General features: G+C 52.2%; 22 protein-coding genes and 3 pseudogenes. 17 read left to right on the top strand and 8 right to left on the bottom strand.

Annotation, left to right across the window (positions count from 1 at the left end):
- Nucleotides 1-48: 48 nt before the first annotated feature.
- The 4 genes from ACL2XN_RS01770 to ACL2XN_RS01755 form a co-directional block, all read right to left on the bottom strand.
- Nucleotides 49-1,158, bottom strand: coding sequence for a mandelate racemase/muconate lactonizing enzyme family protein (locus tag ACL2XN_RS01770; protein WP_413729976.1), 1,110 nt, complete (start codon nucleotides 1,156-1,158; stop codon nucleotides 49-51).
- Complete coding sequence (locus tag ACL2XN_RS01765; RefSeq protein ID WP_413729975.1) at nucleotides 1,155-2,426, bottom strand: ROK family transcriptional regulator; 1,272 nt, start codon at nucleotides 2,424-2,426, stop codon at nucleotides 1,155-1,157. Before ACL2XN_RS01765 ends, ACL2XN_RS01770 begins: the two co-directional genes overlap by 4 nt.
- Nucleotides 2,426-3,115 carry a cyclase family protein gene (locus tag ACL2XN_RS01760; protein WP_413729974.1) on the bottom strand — a complete coding sequence of 230 codons (690 nt, stop codon included), beginning with the start codon at nucleotides 3,113-3,115 and terminating at the stop codon, nucleotides 2,426-2,428. Before ACL2XN_RS01760 ends, ACL2XN_RS01765 begins: the two co-directional genes overlap by 1 nt.
- A gap of 538 nt (nucleotides 3,116-3,653) precedes the next feature.
- Complete coding sequence (locus tag ACL2XN_RS01755) at nucleotides 3,654-5,285, bottom strand: sigma 54-interacting transcriptional regulator (protein WP_413729973.1); 1,632 nt, start codon at nucleotides 5,283-5,285, stop codon at nucleotides 3,654-3,656.
- Nucleotides 5,286-5,657: 372 nt separating this feature from the next.
- Between ACL2XN_RS01755 and ACL2XN_RS01750 the strand changes: the two genes are divergently transcribed.
- From ACL2XN_RS01750 to atzF, 15 genes are all read left to right on the top strand, one after another.
- Nucleotides 5,658-6,464 (top strand): ABC transporter ATP-binding protein, encoded by an 807-nt coding sequence (locus ACL2XN_RS01750; RefSeq protein ID WP_413729971.1) that lies wholly within the window; start codon nucleotides 5,658-5,660, stop codon nucleotides 6,462-6,464.
- Nucleotides 6,461-7,279, top strand: coding sequence for an ABC transporter permease (locus ACL2XN_RS01745; RefSeq protein WP_413729970.1), 819 nt, complete (start codon nucleotides 6,461-6,463; stop codon nucleotides 7,277-7,279). Before ACL2XN_RS01750 ends, ACL2XN_RS01745 begins: the two co-directional genes overlap by 4 nt.
- A gap of 25 nt (nucleotides 7,280-7,304) precedes the next feature.
- Nucleotides 7,305-8,285: an ABC transporter substrate-binding protein gene (locus ACL2XN_RS01740; protein ID WP_413731041.1), complete on the top strand. Its 981-nt coding sequence runs from the start codon at nucleotides 7,305-7,307 to the stop codon at nucleotides 8,283-8,285.
- A gap of 7 nt (nucleotides 8,286-8,292) precedes the next feature.
- Nucleotides 8,293-9,957, top strand: a complete 1,665-nt coding sequence (locus ACL2XN_RS01735) for a carbon-nitrogen hydrolase family protein (RefSeq protein ID WP_413729969.1) — start codon at nucleotides 8,293-8,295, stop codon at nucleotides 9,955-9,957.
- A 224-nt stretch (nucleotides 9,958-10,181) separates the two neighbouring features.
- Nucleotides 10,182-11,177 carry an ABC transporter substrate-binding protein gene (locus ACL2XN_RS01730; RefSeq protein WP_413729967.1) on the top strand — a complete coding sequence of 332 codons (996 nt, stop codon included), beginning with the start codon at nucleotides 10,182-10,184 and terminating at the stop codon, nucleotides 11,175-11,177.
- Nucleotides 11,174-11,971 carry an ABC transporter permease gene (locus tag ACL2XN_RS01725; protein ID WP_413729965.1) on the top strand — a complete coding sequence of 266 codons (798 nt, stop codon included), beginning with the start codon at nucleotides 11,174-11,176 and terminating at the stop codon, nucleotides 11,969-11,971. The genes ACL2XN_RS01730 and ACL2XN_RS01725 overlap by 4 nt, the downstream gene beginning before the upstream one ends.
- Before the next feature lie 3 nt (nucleotides 11,972-11,974).
- Nucleotides 11,975-12,730, top strand: a complete 756-nt coding sequence (locus ACL2XN_RS01720; protein WP_413729964.1) for an ABC transporter ATP-binding protein — start codon at nucleotides 11,975-11,977, stop codon at nucleotides 12,728-12,730.
- A 9-nt stretch (nucleotides 12,731-12,739) separates the two neighbouring features.
- Complete coding sequence (gene nthB / locus ACL2XN_RS01715) at nucleotides 12,740-13,438, top strand: nitrile hydratase subunit beta (protein WP_413729963.1); 699 nt, start codon at nucleotides 12,740-12,742, stop codon at nucleotides 13,436-13,438.
- Nucleotides 13,431-14,093: a nitrile hydratase subunit alpha gene (gene nthA, locus ACL2XN_RS01710; protein ID WP_413729962.1), complete on the top strand. Its 663-nt coding sequence runs from the start codon at nucleotides 13,431-13,433 to the stop codon at nucleotides 14,091-14,093. The genes nthB and nthA overlap by 8 nt, the downstream gene beginning before the upstream one ends.
- Nucleotides 14,093-14,479, top strand: a complete 387-nt coding sequence (locus tag ACL2XN_RS01705) for a nitrile hydratase accessory protein (protein WP_413729961.1) — start codon at nucleotides 14,093-14,095, stop codon at nucleotides 14,477-14,479. Before nthA ends, ACL2XN_RS01705 begins: the two co-directional genes overlap by 1 nt.
- Nucleotides 14,476-15,180, top strand: a complete 705-nt coding sequence (locus ACL2XN_RS01700; RefSeq protein ID WP_413729960.1) for a cysteine hydrolase family protein — start codon at nucleotides 14,476-14,478, stop codon at nucleotides 15,178-15,180. The genes ACL2XN_RS01705 and ACL2XN_RS01700 overlap by 4 nt, the downstream gene beginning before the upstream one ends.
- 80 nt (nucleotides 15,181-15,260) lie before the next feature.
- On the top strand, nucleotides 15,261-16,166 hold the full coding sequence (locus ACL2XN_RS01695; protein ID WP_413729959.1) for a LysR family transcriptional regulator: 906 nt from the start codon (nucleotides 15,261-15,263) through the stop codon (nucleotides 16,164-16,166).
- A gap of 99 nt (nucleotides 16,167-16,265) precedes the next feature.
- On the top strand, nucleotides 16,266-17,057 hold the full coding sequence (locus tag ACL2XN_RS01690; RefSeq protein ID WP_413729958.1) for an urea amidolyase associated protein UAAP1: 792 nt from the start codon (nucleotides 16,266-16,268) through the stop codon (nucleotides 17,055-17,057).
- A 10-nt stretch (nucleotides 17,058-17,067) separates the two neighbouring features.
- Nucleotides 17,068-17,706: an urea amidolyase associated protein UAAP2 gene (locus ACL2XN_RS01685; protein WP_413729957.1), complete on the top strand. Its 639-nt coding sequence runs from the start codon at nucleotides 17,068-17,070 to the stop codon at nucleotides 17,704-17,706.
- A 67-nt stretch (nucleotides 17,707-17,773) separates the two neighbouring features.
- Nucleotides 17,774-19,579, top strand: coding sequence for an allophanate hydrolase (atzF, locus tag ACL2XN_RS01680; RefSeq protein WP_413729956.1), 1,806 nt, complete (start codon nucleotides 17,774-17,776; stop codon nucleotides 19,577-19,579).
- A gap of 284 nt (nucleotides 19,580-19,863) precedes the next feature.
- On the opposite strand, the pseudogene ACL2XN_RS01675 reads toward atzF, so the two are convergent.
- Nucleotides 19,864-20,025 (bottom strand): annotated as a pseudogene (locus ACL2XN_RS01675) (transposase domain-containing protein); the annotation flags it as partial.
- Nucleotides 20,026-20,098: 73 nt separating this feature from the next.
- On the opposite strand from ACL2XN_RS01675, the pseudogene ACL2XN_RS01670 reads away from it, so the two are divergent.
- Nucleotides 20,099-21,214 (top strand): annotated as a pseudogene (locus ACL2XN_RS01670) (IS110 family transposase).
- Between the two features lie 272 nt (nucleotides 21,215-21,486).
- On the opposite strand, the pseudogene ACL2XN_RS01665 reads toward ACL2XN_RS01670, so the two are convergent.
- The 3 genes and pseudogenes from ACL2XN_RS01665 to ACL2XN_RS01655 form a co-directional block, all read right to left on the bottom strand.
- Nucleotides 21,487-21,981 (bottom strand): annotated as a pseudogene (locus ACL2XN_RS01665) (IS66 family transposase); the annotation flags it as partial.
- A gap of 360 nt (nucleotides 21,982-22,341) precedes the next feature.
- A complete protein-coding gene (locus ACL2XN_RS01660; RefSeq protein ID WP_413729955.1) occupies nucleotides 22,342-22,677 on the bottom strand; it encodes a helix-turn-helix domain-containing protein in 336 nt (111 codons plus the stop codon).
- A gap of 168 nt (nucleotides 22,678-22,845) precedes the next feature.
- Entirely contained in the window at nucleotides 22,846-23,853 is a 1,008-nt protein-coding gene (locus ACL2XN_RS01655) for a zinc-dependent alcohol dehydrogenase family protein (RefSeq protein WP_413729954.1), read from the bottom strand.
- Between the two features lie 110 nt (nucleotides 23,854-23,963).
- On the opposite strand from ACL2XN_RS01655, the gene ACL2XN_RS01650 reads away from it, so the two are divergent.
- Nucleotides 23,964-24,317: a winged helix-turn-helix transcriptional regulator gene (locus tag ACL2XN_RS01650; protein WP_413729953.1), complete on the top strand. Its 354-nt coding sequence runs from the start codon at nucleotides 23,964-23,966 to the stop codon at nucleotides 24,315-24,317.
- Nucleotides 24,318-24,615: the final 298 nt, after the last annotated feature.

Raw genomic sequence — 24,615 nt, 5'->3', positions numbered from 1 at the left:
TCCCAACTTTTACGCTTAATTAATGGAAATGATGAGATAAGCCGAAGATTATATTTTCAACTGCAATGATTTAATAATATCCAGATTGACTTCGACCCCGTGGCCCGGAGTGTCTGAAATGTTTACCATGCCGCCTCTAACGGAAAGCGGAGCAGAAGTCACGTCCTGGCTTAAATAATCCTGAGTAAAACTTACACCAGTATTTAACCGCGACACGGTGGCGGCTAAATGAGCCATCGCGCTGGAAGCCACGCTGGACTCCGCTATTTTGCACGCCAGCACCACATTGCCGTTAGTACTGTCACAATTCAGAACGCCGGCTAAAATGTGGTTATAAGTACCAAACTTCAATAATTTAAGATTGAACCACATCACGCCGAGATGACGTTCCCGCAAAATATCGGCGTCGGTATGCAGGCTTTCATCCGCCGCGATGTCCATCAGCGAGGAGTGAGCCAATAACATTTTCAGTCCATCGTCATCCGCAGGTTTCAACGGTTGCTCAAGATATTGCAGGCCCGCTGGGGAAGCGTGACGCATAAACTGAAGAGCCTTATCCACGTCCCAGGCCATATTGGCGTCGGCCGATAATGCAATTTTATCGCCATGGGTCGCGCGGATGGCGCAAATCCGTTCAGCATCTTCTAGCGGATCGTCGATACCAACCTTTATTTTAAAATAGCGATATCCTGCTCTGATTGCGTCGGTTAACGTTGCGTCATCCTGCGATTGGCCGGAACCACTTAATATCTTTAACGCTGGAATACTATCCCTTCTCTTATTCCCAAGCAGTTGCCACAGCGGGATATCTTTCTGACGAGCGACCAGGTCGGCAATCGCCATGCACAGTGCGGACTTGGCGGTTGTTGCTCCAGCGATAAGCCGGTCGATCTTATATTCAATTGCGGTAAAATTATCGGTATCCTCGCCAATTAAATGCGGAATAAGGGAATAATCTAGTGCAAATAATACATCAACCAAATATTCCCCAGTCATGGTCGCAGCAATGCTCGCCTCCCCCCAGCCATGGTGATTATCCGATGAAAGCACCCTGATGAAGACGTTCACAGTGGATTCAATTTTCTCACTGGCAAGCTTCATCGCCTGCTTAAGCGGCAAACGGACCGGATATATTTCTATTGACTTGATTTTACTCATACCGACGTTATCCCAATTGACGTTTTTATAGGATCGCCCTCACCAAATAATACCTGTTCAAGGCTATATAATTCCGCGATGGCGCCATAGCCCAGATCGTTGATTCTGACGAAAGGCGGTTCAATATTTAATCGCCGCCACATATTTTTCACCCCCTCGCTTACCCCCCTTTGATACGCCTGTACTTGTCCCACTACGCCGGACAGCACAATAGTTTTAAGCGTGAAGCAAACTGAAAGGGAAAATATGGCTTCGCCGAGCACAACACCCGCCGCAAAAAAACTGTCTTCGATTTTTTTATCACCGGCATTCAGCCGGGAAATTAAATTCAATAATTTTCCGGGTTCGATTTCATCCAGTAATATCGGTGCAAATCGGTACTCATCGCCGCTGCTTTGCTTGACCAGTGAATAACCGGACGCTTTCGTCAATAAACATCCCCTAGCACCGCATAGACAGAGATCGTCGGCACCGAGAACAGGAATGTGCGCAATCAGCCGATCATCGTTGATATTTCCATGGGCAATGCCGTTAATCAGTACATACGCCCCGATACCGAAGGCGATATAGATCAGAAGCGTCGCGTCCTTGCTCTTATAAGGATCCGGCGCAACGGAGTTGAATTCCAGAGGCCGCTTTTCAGAGAACACCTTTTCCCCTATGCTCAGCGCTTCGCCAATGGTTCCCAGATAAACAGGAACCTTAAAGAACTCCCCCAGCTTATGGGTAATTAATTGATTATTAAGAACATGGATCGAAGAAATACAAATTTTACCCTGTCTTTTATCAACCGCACCGATGGTCACTACTCCGATACCAATGATTTTATTTTTACTGATATTATTTTCAGACAATACCCCGTCAATTTTATCTATCAGGTCCTCAACCACGGTATTGCCGGAGCCTTTAAGAGTATCGGTAAGATCGCTGCGGGCAAGTTGCTGGCCGCGCAGGTTTATTATCGATACGCAATGCTCAAACGCGGTAAGGCACACCGAAATAATAAACTTTGAGGTGACGCTGAGCGCCAGGGGCACCTGCCGGCGGCCGGGTCCTTGCGCCTGTCCCTGCGGCGCAGCTTCACTGATTAAATCATCCTCGATCAATTCCCTGACAATACGGGAGATTGCCGCCTCGGATAAACTGAGGGTTTTAGCAATATCCGAACGTGACATCCTTCCATGCCGGCTCAGAGCATGAATGATCAGGCTGCGGTTATACTCTCTGATATTCACCGTATTACGGCCTTTTCCTTGTTCGTTCATCATCAGTCCAGCACCGCCACCGCTCTGATGGGGCTTCCCGTACCGCCTTTTATTTTCAACGGGAAACCGATAAATTTAAACCGGCCTTTACCGACCAATAACTCTAAATGTTCCAGCCCTTCCATATGCGTGAATCCCATATCCCGGCATACATGATGAACTTCGAAATTATTCCGTCCCGTCCGCCCGGGGCTCATGGCTTCGACCCCGAACATAGCTATGCCCTGCTGCCCCAGCCAGGTTGCGGAATCTTTGGTCAATCCCGGAAAATCGGTAATGTGCCCGGGCGTGCCCAGGGTTCGTTGATTGAAGGCCATATAGAGCAGTACGGTATCTTTCGCTTTTATTTCCACGCCGGCCTTCACGATGGCATCTTGTAAATCCTTCACACTGATATCACTGTTCAGCGGCTTGTGAGATAAATCCAGGCAAACCGCCTCGGTATAAAAGTTCTCCAGGGGCATTTCGTCGATAGATTTCGCCTGTGATGAATCATCAAAATGGTGAGGGGCATCGACATGTGTTCCGCTGTGCTCTCCCATGACCAGCAGATTCACTGCCGTTGAAAATAGATAGCCCTCCGCTGCCCTCTTCTCCTCATGGGTGGTAAATGGGGTAATGCTTACGGTGGGATGATTGGGTAACCGCTGCATTTTGTGGCTTATCTCTCTGCTCAAATCGATTAATTGCATTTGGCTTTCCTTTTGATCTTTCTTATAACTAATTGATTAATATAAATATTACCCTTATGAGAGGTCTGCAATCTCAATTCAAGAGACATTTGTATTATTTGCTGTCAGTAAGTAATTAATAAGCAAACAACATGCCAACCGACTGGGCATTCGACACCTTCAGGGTTACCCCCTCGTCTAATTAAAAATTATTCAAACAAGATGATTGTGTTATCAAAGAATTACCTGGTTAAAATTCCGAAGGAAATGCGGAAACGCAGAGAAAATGAACTTGCCCCTGCGCTACAACCTTAGTTACGTTTAACATTCTTTGCACAAAAAAAGTTCATTTTACGCGATACTTCGCACTGTGAACGCACAAACTCGCTTGGCGAGCCAGCGTCAACGGTAACATTCCGGAGCCGGCCGATGAGCTCCCCTGCTCAACGCAAGGCCTGCGCGTTACATTTTCCAGCGCTATCACCCATGCCGGCAGCACCAAGACCCATCATTTTGTCCTCGCTCAACACCATGACCGTTCAATAAAGCCTGGCATGCGTCAGGTGGCAGTCAGCCCAAGCTTGCGCATCCTATAAATGAGTTGGCTCAAAGTTATTCCCAGCCGCTGCGCGGCTCGTGACTTGTTACCACCGCAGTGGGAAAGTGCCAGTTGGATGGAGTTGGCATCGCTGGGTTCGATACGGGACGAAAAAAGGTGCGCCTGGGAGCTCCCTGCGGCGTCAAGAGGATCGTCCGCAGGCTGGTGCGTCGCAGCGGCTTGTTCATGTTCCAACAAAGCGGCAACGTGCTGGGCATCGATGATGGGTAATTCCGACAGTAAGACCAATCGGTTAACCACATTTTGCAGTTGGCGGACATTCCCCGGCCAGGTATAACGGATCAGCGCGGCCAGCGCCTCCGCGGAGCATTGCACCCGGCGCTGGAAACGCGCGCCGCTCTCTTCAATGAAATGCTGAATCAGCGTAGACAGATCCTCCGGACGCTCCCGCAGCGAGGGTAAAAATATCGGCACCACGTAGAGCCGATAGAACAAATCCAGCCTGAATCTCCCCTCGGCGACCTGCTGGCGAAGGTCCAGATTCGTCGCGGCGACTATACGGACATTGATCGACCGCTCCTCCCCGCCGCCGACTCGCTGAATCGTTTTTTCTTGCAATGCCCGTAATAATTTAGCTTGCAGATTCAACGGCAATTCACCGATTTCATCGAGGAATAATGTACCGTTGTCCGCCTTTTCAAAATGCCCTTGCTTGGTTTTGTCCGCTCCTGTAAACGCGCCTTTTTCATGGCCGAACAGCTCTGATTCAAACAGGTTTTCCGGCACGGCCGCACAGTTCATTTTGATATATTGTCCACTGCGTTTGCTGGCGATATGCACCGCCCTGGCAAACAGCTCTTTGCCGGTGCCCGATTCGCCGATCAGGAGTACCGTGACATCACTGCCTGCCACCTGTTCAATTTGGCGGATGGCGGCGCGAATTTTATCCGAATCGCCATAAATGCCATATTCCAGCATGTCATGCTTCAGGGCCTGTCGTAGCGTACGGTTTTCATGTTCCAGCGCCACGGTATGCATTTGGACCCGCTCGGCAATAAGATCTTCCATGCGCAGCATTTGAGCGATATGACCCACCACTTCGCGCAAAATCTCAATATCCGCGGTCAGGTTACGCGAGATACCGCGAAAGCGATTGGCGCAAAATACTCCTCGGGCTCTGCCGTTGAGCAGGATGGGGAAGAAAAACATCGACGTGACGCCGCTGGGTAACGCATCCCTGGTCACTGAACGCCATAAATAATTAGGTTCTGAATCGATATCCTGAACAATGGTCATCTGACCCGACAAGAATACCTTGCCGGTGACGCCTTCATCTGGCTGCAATAGGCCTCGCGCTTTTTCCCGCAGTGTCAATCCATAAGCGCAGCGGATGGAGAGCAAGCCGCTTTTATCGTCATAGATAAACAACCGACCTCGATTAAGCCCCAGGATCTCCGACAGCAAATGGAAAACCTCGCGAAGATTTTCGTCGGTATCGGTATAGCGGATGAGAATTTTCGCCATCTCCCGGCGAAAAAACAGTTCGTGCTGAGCCCAGTCGACATTGACATGCACTTCCGTAGTCAGTTCTGCTCGCGCGGAGGGTACCTGCGCGATATGGGGTTGTTGCATGGTCTTATCCTCTCTTTTTGAGAAAATGATCCGGGGAGCGATGTTGGTGGGCGCGACGTTAAGTGTGAGTTTCTCAGCGGCGCGGTGAATAAGTGAAAATTTAAAAATTATTAATAATTTATTAATTTGTCAATAAAATTTGAGTAATAAATCGACCTCCCCAACAAGGATTGACTCCTGTATTTACGCGGTTATATATCAACAACCTTATGATTTTTATAAAATTATATATTTATTTACTCCATTCATCACCGTTTGGCCCATAGTTTGCTTTATAAATCTATAACAGTTAAGGCTGACGGAACCAAAGGACAAAAACCATAATCCACTGGTTAAACAAAACCGTATTCACGTTAATGGTAGGGGACAGAAATGCGCGCGATGGTATATGACTCGGCTAATTCCTATTCCACAGGGATACGTCCTCCGGTGGTCACGATAACAAATCTCCGCAAATGTTTTGGTGCAGACGTTATTTACGATAATTTCAATTATGAGTTCAAACCCGGTACGTTTACCGCCATTTTTGGTCCGAATGGCTGTGGCAAATCGACATTAATCAATATGATGGCCGGGCTCACCCCTTATGACGCGGGCCAAATACTTTATAATGGCAAGGATGTCAGCAAAACCACTATCGGCTACGTTTTTCAAAATTATCGCGAGGCGTTGTTTCCCTGGTGGAAAGCCAGGGAAAATATTGAATATCCGTTGAAGATAAAAGGCATGAAGGCCGCTGAACGCCGTCGGCGCGTCGATGAATTGATAGTACAATTTGATATCAAATTTGACCTGGAGCGTTACCCTTACGAGTTCTCGGGCGGGCAGCAGCAATTGCTATCCATTTTAAGAGCCCTGGCGCCCCGACCAGAAATCATCTTTCTCGACGAGCCCTTTTCCGCTCTGGATTATGAAATGACTCTATTCATCCGGGAAAAGCTGCAACTGATATTTGCACAAAGCAAGATTGCCATGGTGTTGGTTTCGCACGATCTAGAAGATGCGGTATTTTTAGCTGAACAGGTGATGATGTTAAGTAAACGCCCGACCCGTCTGGTTGAAATGATCCCGGTTAATTTGCCTTATCCGAGAAATGATCTGACTTTGCTGCATCCCGATTTTATTGAAGCCAAACGGCATAGCCTCGAAATTTTCCAACAGGAGGTTCGCCGGCCATGAAACAGTCTTTTTTTATTGCCGCAAAGTCGGCGCGAACCTACAAGCCAAATTTTTCCTCGCTCTTTTTACGACTGCTACGGCCGGGGATTATCGGTCCGATAGTATTAATCGCGTTCTGGAGTCTGGCCCACTCCGCCCACTGGGTGACCCCGCGGCTTCTGCCCGGCCCGTTGGAGACGTTTTATGCTTTTACGCAAAGCGTCGTAGACGGCGGTTTGTGGGCGGACTTCATCCGCACGGTATTAAGGACGGTTTACTCTTTTCTGATCGCCGCCGCCATCGGTATTCCGGTCGGTATTACCATAGGAGCGAATACCGGCATTTATCGCTGCGTGGAATTCATTATCGATTTTTTTCGATCCACACCCGCGACCGCGTTATTCCCGCTGTTCTTGCTGATATTCGGTATCGGCGAGGAATCGAAGATCGCTATCGCGGCGTTTTCCGCCTGCCTGGTTATTCTTTTTAACGTAGCGTACGGCGTGATGAATGCGCGCCAGACGCGCATCCTGGCCGCCAGGGTCATGGGTGCCTCAAACTGGCGCATTCTTCGCGACGTGCTTTTGTATGAATCATTGCCGCAAACTTTTATTGGCTTAAGGCTAGGCGTCTCTTATGCACTGGTGGTGATTATCGTCGCGGAAATGTTTATCGGCTCCTCCGTTGGCATGGGCCACCGGATTATTGATGCGCAACAGGTTTATAACCTGGCTGAAATGTACAGCTCCATTATTGTCACCGGCTGTATCGGTTATCTCATCAACTTACTTTTCCTGCTCATTGAACGCCATTTCATTAAATGGTCTGGAAAATAATATTATTATCGCTGAAGGAAATATTATGAAACGCGTTATTTTATTGTCGATAGCTACGGCCGCAGTCCTGTTTTCTTCGCTTTCTGCACAGGCCAATGAAAAAGTAACCGTCGCTTGGCTACCCATTATGCAAACCACGGCCTTTTATATTGCCATGCATGATAAATTATTTGAGAAAGCGGGTATTGATATAACCGCCGTTAAATTTGAAAATCCTAATCAAATAATTGATTCACTGGTTTCCGGTCAGGCCGATGTCGGCGCGCCCGGCTCCGCCGCCGGTATAGCGGTGTTGGCGGAATCACGTTTTCCCGGCACGTTCAAAGTATTCGGACTGCAGGGCGGCAGCATCAAATACCACCGGATCAATGATGCGCTGATTGTCGCCAATGACTCGACGATTAACAGCTTTGCCGATCTCAAAGGCAAATCCCTGGGGCAATTACCTGGTGTACAGTGGCGAACCATCGCCCGTTATATGGTCCGCCAGGCCGGGCTTGATCCGGATAAAGATATCCACATGCAGGATATAGCTACCGGCTTACAGGTGCCCTCGGTGGTATCAGGGAGCGTCGATGCCACATTATCTCTTGAACCGGTCGGCTCTATCGCGGTGGCGAACGGCGACGCACAGCGGGCATTGACTAATCCCGCCGAAACGCTGATAGCCGACCCGTTTTATTCCGGCGTCTCGCTACTCACCACCAAGTTCCTCAAAGAGCGCCCTGAAACCGCCAAAAAAGTCGTGGCGGTGCTTGACGAGGCGACCCGTTTGGCCAATGAACGTTTCGCCGCTTATCGTCCGGTCATTGCCAATTATACGCCGATTAAAAAAGATCAGATTGCGCTGGTGGCGCAACCCTACCTACGCGCCTGGAAAGACATTGGTCCCGAGGATATTCACTCTTATCAGGCGCTGGTGAATGTATTTGAAAAAGAAGGCGTGCTGAAGACCCCGATGGACGTCAGCACAATGATCCTGCGTAACTCAGACTTTGCAAAGTGAGAACCCCATGCCAATAACGTTTAATGCCGCCGTGGTACAGACCCTTGCGGTGCTCGGCGATCTCAAAGCCAATATCGCTCTCGCTACCGACGGTGTGAAAGAAGCCGTACGACAGGGCGCAAAACTGATTGTTTTGCCGGAATGCATGAACACCGGCTATTTGTTCGACTCGGCGCAGCATTGCCGGGCATTGGCCGAACCGGTCGATGGCAAATATTGCCGGGCGCTGGCGTCACTCTGTATCGAATATAACGTATTTATCGCTTCCGGCATGACTGAACTGGGCGACGACGGCAAAATCTATAATTCGGGAGTCTTGTTCGACCCAACAGGGGTGCTGATTTGCCATTATCAGAAGCAATTTTTGGCAACCCATGATCAGAACTGGTTTGAAGTGGGCATTAAAGGCAATCCCTGGGTAGATACCGAACTGGGACGGTTGGGATTATTAATTTGTTTTGACGGACGTATCCCTGAAATCGCCCGTTGTCTCGCGGCGCAAAACGTCGATGTGGTCATTGATATGGCTAATTTTTTCGCCATGGATCAGGCCGAATTGTGGGTGCCGGCCCGCGCTTACGAAAATGGCTGTTGGATTATCGCCGCCACCAAGTCCGGCGTGGAGCGCAGTATCTATTATCCCGGCGGCAGTATGATTGTTGATCCGCAGGGCCGGGTGCAGGCCCGAATACCTTACGATACCCATGGCGTGGTGACCGCCCGGGTGGAGCTAGCTGGCAACGCGGCCAGTCCATGGTCGTTCGGCGGAGACAAGATGGCGGACCGGCGTCCGCCGGCCTACGGTATTATCGCGCAGCCATTCGAGACTACGCCACTGTCAGTTTTATTACGCGAACCGCTGGTGGCGGCACTGAGCAGCAGCAAAGTCGCCGCGGTGCAAGCCCATGTTTCAGCCGCCCATACCCTTGACGATGCCCTGGAAATGATAGAGCACGCGGCGCAGCTGGGCGTCAAGGTCATGGCGCTGCCGGCCTGCTTCGCCTCTCCCGTCTGGTGCCCGGACCAGGATGAGGCGCGGCGGCTGGCACGGGAGGCTGAGACCGTTATGAATGCCGTTACCGGCATTTGCAAACGCCACCAGGCATTGGTTGCCCTGCCCTCGACCACGGGAAAGAACGGCCAACTGCGGCATGAGCTGCTGTTAATCGGCCCGGACGGTATTATGGGACGCCAGCCCCAGGTGCATAACGGACCGCGCGCCGCTCAGTGGGCCTCCGGCGCCGAAGCAGGCTTCACGGTGTTTGATACCCGCTACGGCAGGATAGGGTTACTGAACGATTACGACGGCATGTTCCCTGAATCGAGCCGGGTGCTGACCCTCCTTGGCGCCGATATCATCTTATGGAGTTGCGCCTGGGAACACCCGAACCAGCGTAATCTACTGGCGGTGACCAAAGCCGAAGATAACCGTGTCTATATAGTCTGCGCCAATCGAACCGATTCGCCCTTTCCAGGCGGTTCCCTGGTTATCCCGCCCACCGGTTTTACCAACTGGAACCTCTCTTTCCTAATACCACCTGATATCCGGTGGGGGGCCGTTACGCCACTGTATGCTCACCGCGCGCTGACGAGACAAAAGGAAATGATTCCTGGTGTGGATATGGTGCGCAACCGCCAGACAGGCAGTTATTCAGTACTGATTAATTCATGACGTAGTGTATGTTCACCGGGCGGCACATGTTTTTATTATATTATCAAGCAGCATCTGTTTGAAAAGCCATTAATGCCCCATTAATTACTTTATAAAAAAGTGATGTAAACATGGAGTCACCGCTATTTATCCAATGACGCAAGACAAGCTAATAATAATGAAATGAGAAACGCCCGGTGACTCTTCACTGTGGCAAAGAGATGTTATTCTTAAAAGGAGAGAATATGAAATATGCCAGCGGATGTATTGTCGCAGCCACCCTGTTGGGTCTCGGAATTTCGCCTTTACGGGCCCAGGAAAAATTGACCCATATCCGAGTCGGCCATATGGTGGCGCTGGATATGGCGCCGCTTTTCGTGGCGAAGGAAAGCGATTGTTTTACACAGCAGGGACTGGATGTGGAAACAATGTTTTTCGCCAATCCCGGCGACAATAACGCGGCATTATCGGGCGGCGCGATTGATTTCAGCTTTCTGCCCTTCACCCTGCCGTTTTTCGCCGCTAACAGCGGCGTGCCGATCCGAGTGATTTCCGCCGGCGGCGGCTGGGGCGTCATGGAGGTTGTGGCGCAAGGCAAATTGGGTTTACATGATATGGCTGAGCTGAAAAGGTATATTCAACAACATCCCGGCCATCCGCTGAAAATAGCCACCTTGCAAGGCGACACGCTGGAATTAATTCTGGATCGGCAATTCGCCAAAAGCGGCATTGATCCCAAAAGTGTGGAATTGGTGTATTTCAACGATCTGCTGGCAATGGTTGAAGCCTTCCGCGGCGGTCAAGTTGATATTCTAAGCCATATAAAACCCTATACCACTGATATGGTAGTAAATAAAAACGCATCGCTACTAGCCAATAATGCCTCAACCTGGTCATTAAATTCACCCAATACGGTAGTCAGCGTATTGGATAAAACCCTGACCGAGCGCGGCCCGGTGGTTAAGGAATTCCTCAGCGGTCTGATCTGCGGCGCAAAAATCATCAATGAACACCCGGATCAAGCGGTGAGCTATTTAGATAAAGGACATTATTTCCGGGTTTCGTCCGCGGTACTCTCACAGGCGCTGAAATCCGCATCGGCGCCAATCAGTTTTACCCCGGATCTAAAATCCATACAAAGCGTGGTGGACGATATGAGCCGTCTCGGCTATATCAAAACCGGCGTACGCGCCGAAGATATTTTCCGACTGGATACCATCCGCGGCCTGGAGAAGCAATGAGCCGGTTTATAACGCGCCTGCAAGCCTGCCTGCCGGTACTGGTCGGTACTGCGTCCGTCGGTACGCTGGTGATGGTCTGGGAGCTTGCCGGCGCGGATGGGGGCTCGTCCCTGGCGGCGGTATTGCCGCCGCCCAGCCATTTTTTACGCACCATTGCTGAGAGCGATTTCCGGATCGGACTGGGCAGCCAATCCTCGCCAATAATTGATTCTGTTTTGGCAACGTTCGCCCGGGTTTTCTGCGGTCTGGCTCTCGCGTTTGCCGCCGCGATATTGAGCGCGGCGCTGCTTAGCCTATCGCAGGCGGCCACCTGGATTATCAGCCCGGTTATCTATCTCTTGTCCCCTATCGCGCCCATTGCCTGGATCCCCGCCGCCATTACTTTGTTTGGCATTGGCAACGATACGGCAATATTTATTGTTTTTATGGGGGTCTATTTTATCCTGACCATCGGGACGTTGGCCGAAATCCGCCGGCTGCCGGAAGAGTTCCTGATTGTGGCCCAGGATTTGGGCGCAAACGCATTGCAACGCTGGCTTTGGGTAGTGCTGCCGGCAGTATTGCCGGGCGCGTTCACGCTATTGCGCACCAATTTTATCGCGGCCTGGATGGCGGTGCTGGTGGCGGAAATGGTGGGATTACACGACGGCCTGGGTGCTATCATTATGATGGGGCGGAATCTGTTCAATAATGATCTGATCATGTTCGGCATGGTAGTCATTGGCCTGTCCGGTTTTATCGTCGATCGTTTGCTGGCTTACATTGGCAAATATCTGCTCTGGTGGAGGGTGTAAACCATGGCCGCCGACGCCGATAACGCCTTGTTCCATGTCGATCGCTTCAGCGTTGCCTACGCCGGGGCCTCACCGCTGAAAGAATTATCCTTGACGCTGAATCGGGGGGACATTACCTGCATCTTGGGCAAATCCGGCTGCGGCAAAACCACGCTGCTTAAAGCCCTGGGCGGCTTTGCGGTCGGCCATACCCAGGGAACCATTACTTTCCAGGGAAAAACGCTGCAAGGCCCTAACCCCGATAGCGTAATGATTTTTCAGGAAAACAATCTATTCCCCTGGCTAACGGTCAGACGCAACGTAGAGTTCGGCCTACGGTTCTCCGGGAATGTTTTATCACGCCGGGAACGCCAACTGCGCATCGAAGCGATGCTGGGCACCGTCGGCCTGCTCGACGCGGCCCACCGCTACCCGTTCCAGCTCTCGGGCGGCATGCGCCAACGCACCGCCATCGCGCGTGCGCTGGTTTCCAACCCCAGAGTGGTGCTGCTTGATGAGCCTTTCAGCGCGTTGGACATCAGCCTGCGCCGGCGGATGCAGCTGTTTCTCAAGCAATTGGGGGAGGAACGGCGAATATCGATGGTCATGGTCACCCATAACGTTGAAGAGGCCATTACGCTCGGTCATCGGGTGATTGTGCTGGGCGGGCAGCCGGCACGGATTCTGCTTGAACGCGAGACCCGCGCCGGGGCCTTCGGCGATCGCTACTCGACGGTGTTTCTCGATCTGCAACGGGAAATCGAATCCATTATCGATTAAGGAGTGGCGATGAACGGTATTCATGACATGGGCGGATTACATGGTTTCGGCCCGGTCAAGGTTGAAGCGGATGAACCGGTGTTCCACAGCGAATGGGAGAGCCGCGTTTTTTGCATCACCCAGCTCATCGATACGCTGGGGATATGGAATCTGGACGAACACCGCCATGAAATTGAACTGATGCGGCCGGCGGATTATCTGGACGCCGGCTATTACGGCCGATGGCTGTTTGCCATGGAAAGACTGCTGCACTGTAAAGGCATCGTATTCAACGATGAACTTGAAAACCGGATTGCCGAGTACTGGGCCGATGTCCGCCACTACAGCCAATCCGCTGCCAGACAGCGCAATTGGCCGTTGCCGGCGTCGGCCGAAGTCCGCTGGGGCGCCTGGCGCAAGGAGGCGACCGTGACGCCCCGCTATCAGTTGGACCAGCAGGTCAAGGTACGGAACATCCACCCGGCGGGGCATACACGGGTAGCCAATTATATCCGCGGCAAGGAAGGCATTATCGTCAATGTTCACGAGCAGGCATGGGTTTTTCCCGATACCCGGGCCCACTACCTGGGCGAGAAGCTACAGCCCGTTTACAGCGTAAAGTTCTGCGCCAAAACCCTATGGGGTCCACAGGCGGAAGCAGACGTATTTAACCATGTTGATCTGAGCGAAGATCATCTGGAACCCATAGCAGGAGATAAGCATGAGTGATAATCACAACCACGAAAAGCCCTGGCAAGCGGTCCGCACTGAAGCGATGGAGAGCCTGCTGGCCGAAATCGGGGTCATTCAAACAGACAGTGTCGACAGGATAGTCCGGCACTACGAGGAAAAGGTCGGTCCGCAGACCGGCGCGCGCGTGGTGGCCCGCGCTTGGGTGGATGCCGCTTTTAAACAACGCCTGCTCCACGACGGCCTGGCAGCCTGCGCTGAACTCGGCATCGGTGGTCCAGAGACCGAATACCTGACCGTGGTGGAAAACACCGCCGATCTCCATAACGTTATTGTCTGCACCTTGTGCTCCTGCTACCCCTGGCCGATTCTCGGACTGCCGCCGGCCTGGTATAAATCCAGCGCCTATCGTTCAAGGATAGTGCGGGAACCTCGCCGGGTACTGGCGGAGATGGGGTTGGAGTTACCGCCTGAGGTCACTGTACGCGTCTGGGATAGCGTTTCGGAAATCCGTTATCTAGTGCTGCCCCAGCGGCCTCCGGGAACCGAACGGCTGGATATGGCGGCCCTGGCCGCTTTGGTGACCCGGGACGCCATGATTGGCGTAGCCCGCGTGGCCCCGCCAGCCGCGCCAGCCGCGCCGGCAACACTCGGCGCAGCCCGACAGGCACCCATTAACCAGGACGGCAACTGATGAACCCGACCGATTTCTTAACTCAATCGCTGACGGACCGGCAATTTTTGCAATCCGTCGCTTTTCCCAATCCTTGGGCGGCCAGAGCTTTTGGATTGACCCTGGCCGCCGCCGAACAACGTTTGTTTACCCTGACAGAGTTTCAGCAATGCCTGATCGGCAGCATTGGCGAATTGGAAGCACAAGGACAGGCCATCACCGGCGAAGAACAGTATTACAGTTGCTGGATAGAAGCGTTGAGCCGATTACTCAAGCAAAAACGATTGCTGACGCCGGACAGATTACAATCCGAAGAACTGCGGATACGGGATTATACGCGGCAGTTGCATCAGCATCAGCCGCCTCATTACCCGCCCCGTCCATTGGTAATTCAGGAGGGCCGATGATTATCGCCGGCGAGCCGTACGATTTTCCGATTTCCGGTGATATGGCAACGACGGACAGTGCGTTATTGATTATCGATATGCAACGCGACTTTTGCGATCCGCGGGGATACATGAACCATCGTGGCGATGATATTTCCGCTGCGAGGGCGATCATCCCCGTCATCGAACGCGTGCGCGACGCCGCCACCCGTGCCGGGATCAAAATTATTTATACCCGGGAGGGCCACCGCCCCGACCTGTCCGATTTACCGTTAAGCAAACGGCTCAAGACCGCCAGGGCGGGGGCTGAAATCGGCGCGCGCGGCCCGTTGGGACGGCTGTTGATCCGCGGAGAACCGGGGTGGGAACTGGTGCCGGAATTACAACCGCGCGGCGAGGAAGCGGTAATCGATAAGCCTGGTACCGGCGCTTTCCACGGCACCGATCTGCACCATATCCTGGTCAACGAAGGCATCCGTAACCTGATACTGACCGGCGTGACTACCGGCGTATGCGTATCGTCCACCGCACGTGAAGCCAGCGATCGCGGCTACAGCGTTCTGGTGCTCAGCGATTGCTGCGCCGAGCCCGATCCGCTTAACCATGCGATGGCAATCGGATTGCTTAAAATCGAGGGCGGCTATATGGCCACCGTATCAACGGCGCGACACTTTATCGCCTCATTGACGCCACGAACCACCCCCGCGCCGCTGCAGAAGTGAATGGCGGAGTTCCGCGTGTTGCCTTCCGGACAAGCACGGGGACAATGCGTGATGGCGATTTTTGTTAACAGGGGGCTGGGATGGTTATCAGCAATATTGATTTAAAACTGTTGAAGGTATTCAAAACTGTGGTGGAATCCAACGGCTTTTCCAATGCCCAGACCCTGCTGAATGTCGCGCCATCCACCATCAGCGCACAGATGTCGCAGTTAGAGGTCAGGCTGGGATTCAGGTTATGCCAGCGCGGGCGTGCCGGTTTTCTACTGACCGCTAAAGGGGAAGCGTTCTATCAATACACGCTGCAATTTCTGCAATCGCTACACGAATTTCAGGAGCGCAGCACTGCGCTTAAGGGCGGCCTGACCGGTACACTGCGTATCGGTTTTCTGGATAATGTAGTTACTGACCCGAAAAATCCGCTCTGCCAGGCAATAGAGATGCTGATGCAGTTACCGCAAAATACGCTTCATCTGGAATTGGAAACGCTCTCGCCCCCTGAACTGGAAAAAAAAGTACTGGACCATAGTCTCGATGCGGCGATCAGTATCTTCCCCGGACGCCTGCCCGGTCTCTGTTACCAAGCGCTCTATGACGAACAGGATATTCTGGTATGCCGCAAAGATCATCCCTTGGTCGAGGTGGATAATCCCCAGCATATCATCAGTGCCCTGCCCGGCACACCGCGGGTGATCCGCACCTTTCTGACCAATAACGAGTTCCCGTTGCAGGTTGTCAAGGATACGGTATCAGCCAGCGTCAGCAATCTGGAGGCATCGGCGATACTGGTGCTCACCGGCCTATATATCGGTTTTTTTCCTCAACATTATATCCAGCGCTGGCTGGATTCGGGTGAACTGGTCTCCTTGCGGCCGGATAGCATCAGCCGCCATTCACTCTTCAAACTTATCTACCGCGATAAAAAGACGCCATTATCCCTGCCGCTCCAGGCGTTTTTACGTTGCGTTAATAGCGTCATGGAGACCTAGCTTATTGGGCCTGCGCCTCGCCAAGATTTCCGGATTGTGATAACCGGTCGTCGGCACGCTTCATCCGCAGCAATGCGTAACCAGAAAAGGGTAGAAAACATGACAGCTGAAAACACCGGGGAATTTTACAGCACCCTACTACCGGCCGGTTCCCACTGGTCGTTTCGTCTGCGGCGCGGTACCGCCCTGCGCCTCAACGACAGCCAGGGCGGTGCCAACGTCGGGATGCTGTTTTATAACCCGGAAAATTTGCTGGAGCGCTATAACGCCCCCGATACGCTGAAATGCCAGCACACGTTCCGCCTGACTACCGGCCACTGTCTCTATTCCGATATGGGCCGGATATTCTGCGGTATCGAAAAAGACAGTTTCGGTTGGCACGATACGGTCTGCGGCACCATGAACGCCGCGCTGACCGAACAGCGTTTCGGTCTAGCTAATTATCAGCAGGCGCTCAACGAACGCCATCAGAACGGCTATGATAGTTTTTTGGTCGAACTTAAGAAATACGGCCTCGGCAAACGGGATATGGCAGCCTGCCTCAATCTGTTTTCCAGGGTGGAGGTTAATGATGAGGGCGCAATCCGGTTAGTGGCGCATTCACAGCCCGGCAGTTCGGTTACGTTGCGATTCGCCATGGATTCGCTGGTAATACTGCATACGTGCCCCCATCCCTTGACACAAGCTGTCAGCTACCCCCGCGCCCCCGTGGAAATCGCCCTGCTGGCCGACACCGCGCCGTTGCCCGAAGCCTGCCTGAACCGCGATGAGAACCGCCGCGGACTTACCAATAATCAATTGTATTATGCGGCTTCGCCAGCCCCTTTCGGCGATAGGCAAGACAACCGGGCGCCGACTGCCAAGGCAGGCATCAGCCCCGTTATTCGTTGAGGAAAGTCACATGATCAAGACCAGCGACTTAGAGATGCAGGATTCCCGTTATCACCGCAGGATTGACGCAGGAGACTACTGGCTGTACCGCCTGGAGTCGGGTCATACGCTGCGCATAAGCGACAGTGAAGGTAACCAGGCGGTTGATACCTTATTTTTTAACGCCGATGATATTGCCGAACGCTACAGTATGATGGATACCCTGCGTGGACAACGCAATGTTTTTCTTACCGCCGGCAGCGTGCTGCGTTCTAACGACGATAACCCCATGCTGGAGATTGTCGCCGATACCTGCGGCCGTCATGACACTTTAGGCGGGGCCTGCGCCACCGAAAGCAATACGGTGCGTTACTCCCTGGAAAAACGCCACATGCATGCCTGTCGCGACAGTTGGATGCTGGCGCTGGCCGAACATCCCGAATATGGTCTGACTAAACGCGACATAACCCATAATATCAATTTTTTCATGAACGTACCGGTAACCGCTCAAGGAGGTCTCACCTTTGCAGATGGCATTTCAGCGCCCGGTAAATATGTTGAGCTTGTGGCCAGAATGAATGTGCTAGTGCTGATTTCCAATTGCCCGCAGCTTAACAATCCCTGCAACGGCTACCAGCCTACGCCCATCGAAGTCAATATCTGGTCATAACGATGACGGCTCGGCTTCCATTAGAGGCCGGGAGCGTTAATCCTCACATCCCAATAGGAACTTATGTATGCGACATATCACCTGCGCGACCGTGCAAGAATGGCAAACGCATTATCAGAGCAAACCTGAGACGGTAAGGGATACCTTGACATCCTTACTTGCCAGACTCGGTGGACCGGATACCGCATGGATCTATCTTGCAACGCCAGAGCAATTGGCCCTTCAATGCGACCAGCTTGCAAAACGCGTTGCCAGTATCAAAGGCAATCGTTCTGCCCTTCCGCTGTACGGTATCCCTTTTGCGGTCAAAGATAATATTGATGTCGGCGGCTGGCCGACCAGCGCCGCATGTCCGGAATTTATCTATGAGGCATCCCGTGATGCGCAAGTCGTTGCTCGCTTACGCGCGGCGGGCGCTATCGTTATCGGTAAGACCAATTTGGATCAATTCGCCACCGGACTGGTGGGAACCCGCTCGCCGTACGGAGCGGTGACCAATAGCTTTAACCCAGACTATGTCAGCGGCGGATCCAGTTCAGGTTCGGCATCGGTGGTGGCTCGCGGTCTGGTACCCTTTGCCCTGGGCACCGATACTGCCGGTTCGGGGCGTGTTCCGGCCGGTTTTAATAATATCGTCGGTCTAAAACCCACCAAAGGCTGGCTTTCCACTCACGGTGTGGTGCCCGCCTGTCGGCTGAATGACTGTGTTTCGGTCTTTGCCCTGACCGCTGCCGATGCTTGGACTATTGCCGAAATTGCCGGCGGCTATAGCGTTAACGACGCCTATTCCCGGCATCATCCGGGCACCACGCCGGCGCTGATGCCGGCCGCGCCGCGCTTAGCCGTGCCGGACAAGGTGGAGTTTTTTGGCGATCGAGCCAGCGAGCAAGCTTTTCGGCAGGCGCTGCAAAAGCTGCAAGACAGCGGCGCAATTTTGGAGGTCATTGATTATACTCCATTCAGCAGCTTGGCCGAGCAGCTTTATGAGGCCGCATGGGTGGCAGAACGTACGGTCATCATTGGTTCCCGATTGCAAGATGATCCCGCCAGCCTGGATCCGGTGGTAAGAAGCATTATCGCTAAAGGGCTGGACTATAGCGCTTGCGATGCCTGGCGGGCCGAGTATCTGCGAGCGGAGTTGTCCAGGAGTATCAATGAGACACTGCGCCTCTTTGACGCGCTATTAGTGCCTACCTCCCCCACCATTCGTACTATTGATGAGATGAAACAGGAACCGGTGCATTACAATTCACAGTTCGGTATTTATACCAATTTTACCAATTTGGCGGATTTGTGCGCTTTGGCGTTGCCTTCATCACTGCGCGACGACGGTTTACCGGCAGGTATTACGCTTATCGCACCCGCCTGGCATGACCGGGCGCTGGCCGATTTCGGCATGCGCTGGCAACAAGGGCTGAACCTGCCGCTCGGTGCGACCGGCCGCGCCATACCGGCGCAACGGCCGGTTCTCAGAGAACCTTCACTTTTGCATGTCAGGGTAGCGGTGGTCGGCGCCCATCTGCGCGGTATGCCGCTTAATGAACAATTGACCTCTCGTGGTGCGGTTTTTGTCGAGACAGGCAGCACCGCTCCGCAGTATCGTCTCTACGCGCTGGCCGCGACACTACCGCCTAAACCGGGCCTGACGAAGGCGGAAAATGGGCGAAGTATCGAAATCGAACTTTGGGATATTCCTTTGGCGCGCTTCGGCGAGTTTGTCGACAAAATCCCTGCCCCCCTTGGTATCGGTACGCTGATACTTGCAGATGGGCGTGCGGTCAAAGGTTTTATCTGTGAAAATTATGCGCTGGCGGATGCCCTGGATATTACTGCTTTCGGGGGCTGGAAAAATTACCTCGCCAGTCTTGCATGATGTGCCAATTGCACACCTCATATTGAGAACTTGTCGCCAACATTTTGCTGGCGTCCACCTAGCATCATTCCGATCTTTTTTACGAATTTCAAGTTTCAAGCTTAGCGGAACTCGTACAGGGAAGCGACAGTACTCGGGGTTATGAAGGAGGGTATCACTCAGGCCAGATGGAGATACCATCAAGTCACACTTCGCATACCACGCATGCCAAGTACCATTCAATCAAATTAAAATCTCTTGCCTACGCTTAAGAAATAAGCGTCAACTCAGGGCCGTATTGACGCTTATTCAGCAGGGATGTTGAGGTTCCACGGCAGGAGATCTGTGATTTTGTTGATCGGGTGATCCGCGATAGTGGCAAGCACATGGCGCAGATACGCTTCCCGCTCCACGCCGTTCAGTTTGCAACTGCCGATCAGCGTGTACATCCGCGCCGCCCGCTCTCCGAACCGAAGAACAGATAGATGGTATGACCTTGATATAATCGCTTTGGTATTGGTGCATTATTCGGAGGTCATCATGGCATCGAGTACTCCATCAGTTTATGTAGGTCTGGATGTTCATAAAGAGTCGCTGGCTGTAGCCATCGCCAACCCTGAAAGGCTTGGCGAAATCCGCTTCTACGGGAATATTCCAAATCAGCAGCAGAGCATTCATCATTTATTTCTGAAGCTACAAAAACAACATCCGTATATCACGGCTTGTTATGAGGCGGGCCCATGTGGATTTGGCATTTATCACCAACTTACTGAGATGAATGTCGAATGCATCGTTGTTGCTCCCTCCCGTATTCCCAAATCACCCACCGACAAAATTAAAAATGACCATCGTGACGCGGTCGGTCTTGCCCGGCTGTTGCGTGCCGGCGAACTCACTCCGGTCTGGATACCTGATCTGACTCATGAAGCCATGCGGGATCTGGTTCGGGCGAGAACCGCTGCCAAATTAGATAATAGGATCGCCCGGCAACGTATTCAGAGCATGCTGCTTCGTACCGATAGGCGCTACGATAAAAAGCCCTGGGGATATAATCACCGGGTGTGGCTGGCGGATCAGTCTTTCCCCCTTCCATAGCAACAGATTGCTTTTCAGCACTATTGCCAGAGCCTGGAACAAATTGAAAATAGGATTGAGCAACTGGATAAAGAAATTGAACGGTTGCTGCCAGAGTGGTCTCTGTACAATGTGGTCTGTCAGTTACAGGCACTGAAAGGCGTGGGGAAAATCATCGCGGTTTCCCTGGTATCCGAACTGGGTGATTTCTCCCGGTTTGCCAATCCCAAACAAATCATGGCCTATCTGGGGTTAATTCCTGGTGAGCATTCCAGCGGTAATACAACCCGGCCCAGGGGAATAACCAAAACCGGCAACAGCGAACTGCGCAGATTGCTTTATGAATCCGCCTGGTCTTACCGGGCTCCCGCCAAGGTGGGTGCATGGCTGATAACCTACCGGCCTGATTCGGTCACCCAGGACTCAAAGGATATCGCCTGGAAAGCTCAGCAGCGGCTTTGCTCCCGATATAAAAAATTGCTCCAGAAAGGAAAAAAATCACAGGTTGCCATTACCGCCGTCGCTCGAGAGCTGACAGGATTTATATGGGACATTGACCTGACAGCCCGACAATCCAGTTAACGGTACAGCGTTAAACCCTGAAGCGCGCCGGGCACGGAATGAGTGATCCTCGTCAAGAATTTAGGTCGGTAAACAGTAATCCGATACCAGCAGGTAGAAAGAGGCCAGCTCATGACGAAAACCATCGTGGGGCAAACCATCCCCAAATAAGAGTCTGTTAAATTCAGGATACAGCCCGGTCGCTTCAGGCACCATGACGCCAGTTACTGTCTACAGCGTAGCTGATCCAGGCTGTGCGGGATAAGTACGGGCGAAATCCTTGACAAAGGTCATAAGAGTTCTTGCGACCCCAGGCTCACCACCCGCAGCGCGTTTTCGGCGATATTGTTGTCGATCTCCGCCCAGCCATCGGTACTGTAATAACACAGTGCCTGCCAGTGGTTCATCAGGTAGTTGAACGCCTTCGCCGTATCGGCCAGGCGCGACAGCGTGGTGAGTTTTTCCCGGATCCAGCTCTCCAGGCTCATCAGTAACGGCCAGGATCGCGCTTCGCGCACCTGCCTTCGTTCTTCGGCCGGACGCCCCCGGATGTCGGCTTCGATCGCATACAGTTCACCGATCCACTGCAGGGCTACGGTAGTGGTCGGTGATGGATGCCGCATAGGGATATCATGGATCTTACGCCGGGCGTGGGCCATACAGCCGACCTCGCGGATACGGTCTTCTTTATACAGCGGGTTGAAGCCCGCATCCGCATCCTCCTTCCCCTGCAACAGTCCGCTGAACCCGGCCAGATGCGTTTGCGGGTGAACCCCCTTGCGGTCCGGGCATCAGTCTACGGACCGTTTTGCCATTAAGCAATATTTCTTCATTTTGTCACGCAAGTCTCAGGGGTCGGTATCCGTATCGCCCTTTATTCTGATGATACAGTCTCAGGATCAGCGCCTTTACGGTTTCATAGCGATCCGGGAGGATCATTATTTTCTGATGATAGTAGAATGTACTACGCGGCAGCCCTGCTGCCTTTAACAGCCGGGGCAGTGACCACCACCTATGCCTTAGCTCATTCACGATCTTTACTTTTCCCCTGGTAATGAACGTGATTTTTTGCGGAACCAAGGCCTGCAACTTTTTTAAGTTAGCATTCTTAGCCCGCAACTGTTCAAGTTCTTCCCGCTCTGTGCCGGTCAACAATGATGGCTGTGATGATGGTAATGATTGCAGCGTTTCAGGCAAGCTTCTGGCTTTTCCTTTTTTTCGGGTGAAGGCGTTTTCTCCTGACTTATTATATTTTTTAGCCAGAGCGATACAGTATAGAATGTAGGAATACCATACTTTACAGCAGCTTCTCGAATCGAGAGTTTATTGTGTAAAATTTCGCTGATGACGATAAGTTTGAAATCGGCTGTGGCTATATAGCGGCCCTTCTTCCCCGTCAGGGTTCCGATGCCCTGCTCTCGATATATATAGACCCACTTCCTCACGGTGCTAGGACTGATAACATGAAGTTCAGCAACTGACACAAGGCTGAGCTTCCCTTGGAGATACTTGTATTTGCCCCTTGATGATCCAATACTACTCCGCCACTTTCTGTTTGAACTCTAATGCAAACTTCGGCATTTGTGCCCCTCCATCAAATAAACTGGTCCGATGTCCAACAATTGGGGCGCAGATCACCACCTACGTTTTCATTAAATCTCCACAACAATTTTTCCGGTATGTTTACCCTTGAGCTGATATTGGAAAGCGTCAACAATTTTGTCCAGCGGCCAAACAGAATCAATCATCGGGCGGACGTCAGTTTTTTCTAAGGCCCGAATCATGTCCTGTTGATGCGTGCGGCAACCCACTGTGATGCCCTTGACGGTCAGTTGCTTACCCATAATTGCTCCGGTTGGCACGTCACCGGCGATACCGGTAAAGACACCAATCAAGGTGATTTTCCCTCCGATGCGCGAAGCCTTAATAGATTGTGCAAGAGTGCCCGGACCTCCAATCTCAACCACATGATCGACACCTCGGCCTCCTGTCATTTCAAAGATTCGTTCACCCCATTCCGGTTCTTGTTGGTAATTCACAACGCCCGCAGCGCCCTGGTCTCGCAACCAGATCATTTTATCCGGTGAGGAAGATGTTGCCCAAACTCTTGCTCCTGCCATCTTGGCAATCTGAAGAGCAAAAACAGACACACCGCCTGAACCGAGTATTAGCACATCCTCACCCGGCTTGATACGTCCCTCAACCACCAGTGCACGCCACGCCGTCACTGCAGCAGTCGGAAGTGTTGAAGCTTCGGCATGGGACCAACCTTCAGGCGCAAGCGTGAAATAATGTGCTGGTCTAACGACAAAGGTTGTTGCATAACCGTCGAGCCCATCGCCCGGTGTACGACTGAATCCGCTAACAGGACATTCCCCATTCTCCCAGTCCGGAAAAAATGTCGATATCACCGAGTCCCCCGGCTTAAACGCGGAAACGCCTTCTCCGGTGCTCTCGACAACGCCGGCGCCGTCAGACATAAGCACCCGTCCGGGAGCGGCGGGAAGAATACCTGCAACCACGTTATAATCATGAAAATTAAGTGAAACATTATGAATTCTGACCCTGATCTCGCCTTTTCCTGGCTTGCCCGGATCCGGGATATCGATAATCGAGAGGCTATCAATACCGGCTGTCTGACCTCGTTGAGCAGCTTTCATGTCGTGTTTTTCTCCCTATTTCAGTTATATTGACCGGCTGACTTTAGCGCTATTAAGCAATTCAGGTAAGTACCTACAAAAATGTCTGTATCTATAAAGGATGCTGCTAAATGAAAAATGTGCTGGCAGAACGTCTCCGCCGCCGTGAAACGTTTGATGCCAACTGTCCTCACAGGCGGCTGCTCAGCCATATCACGAGTCGTTGGGGGACATTGGCACTGATTACTATGATAGATGGTCCACACCGCTTCGGTGCACTGAAGCGAAAAATGGGTGGTATTACAGACAGGATGCTGATTAAAACACTACATGAGCTAGAAAAAGATTCAATGATCGTCCGACAGGTTTATCAGATTATGCCCCCTCATACGGAATATGAGTTAACAAAATCTGGAAAGGAAGCAGCTGTCCATATTGAAAATCTCACCGACTGGATAGCTGATTATTTGGATCAGCAAAAGTGAGCATCAAGCTTTTCCCAGACACTGAACGGACGGATGGAGTTACGCGAGCAAAGAAAAGAAACTGGCCTTCGGCCCGTACCCTGCTGTTTCGTCGGTATAAGACCGGCAACAACGAAATTGGACTGCCCTTGGGATCGTGAGCACATGTCATTGTGGCACGACACAAGGCGACGGATACTCCAGACTTATTCCCCCTCGAACTCTTCAGTTGACAGTAAAGATGTCGTCAGGGGTCAGATGAATGCGATAGTTCCTCTGCGCGTCCGGTCCCCCGTAACGCAATAAAGATGACAATGGC

This window comes from Sodalis sp. RH22 (assembly GCF_047324165.1).
In the GTDB taxonomy this organism is placed as follows: domain Bacteria; phylum Pseudomonadota; class Gammaproteobacteria; order Enterobacterales; family Enterobacteriaceae; genus Acerihabitans.
Note: the sequence above shows the minus strand (reverse complement) of the source record. Positions and strands in the feature narration are given on the sequence as shown.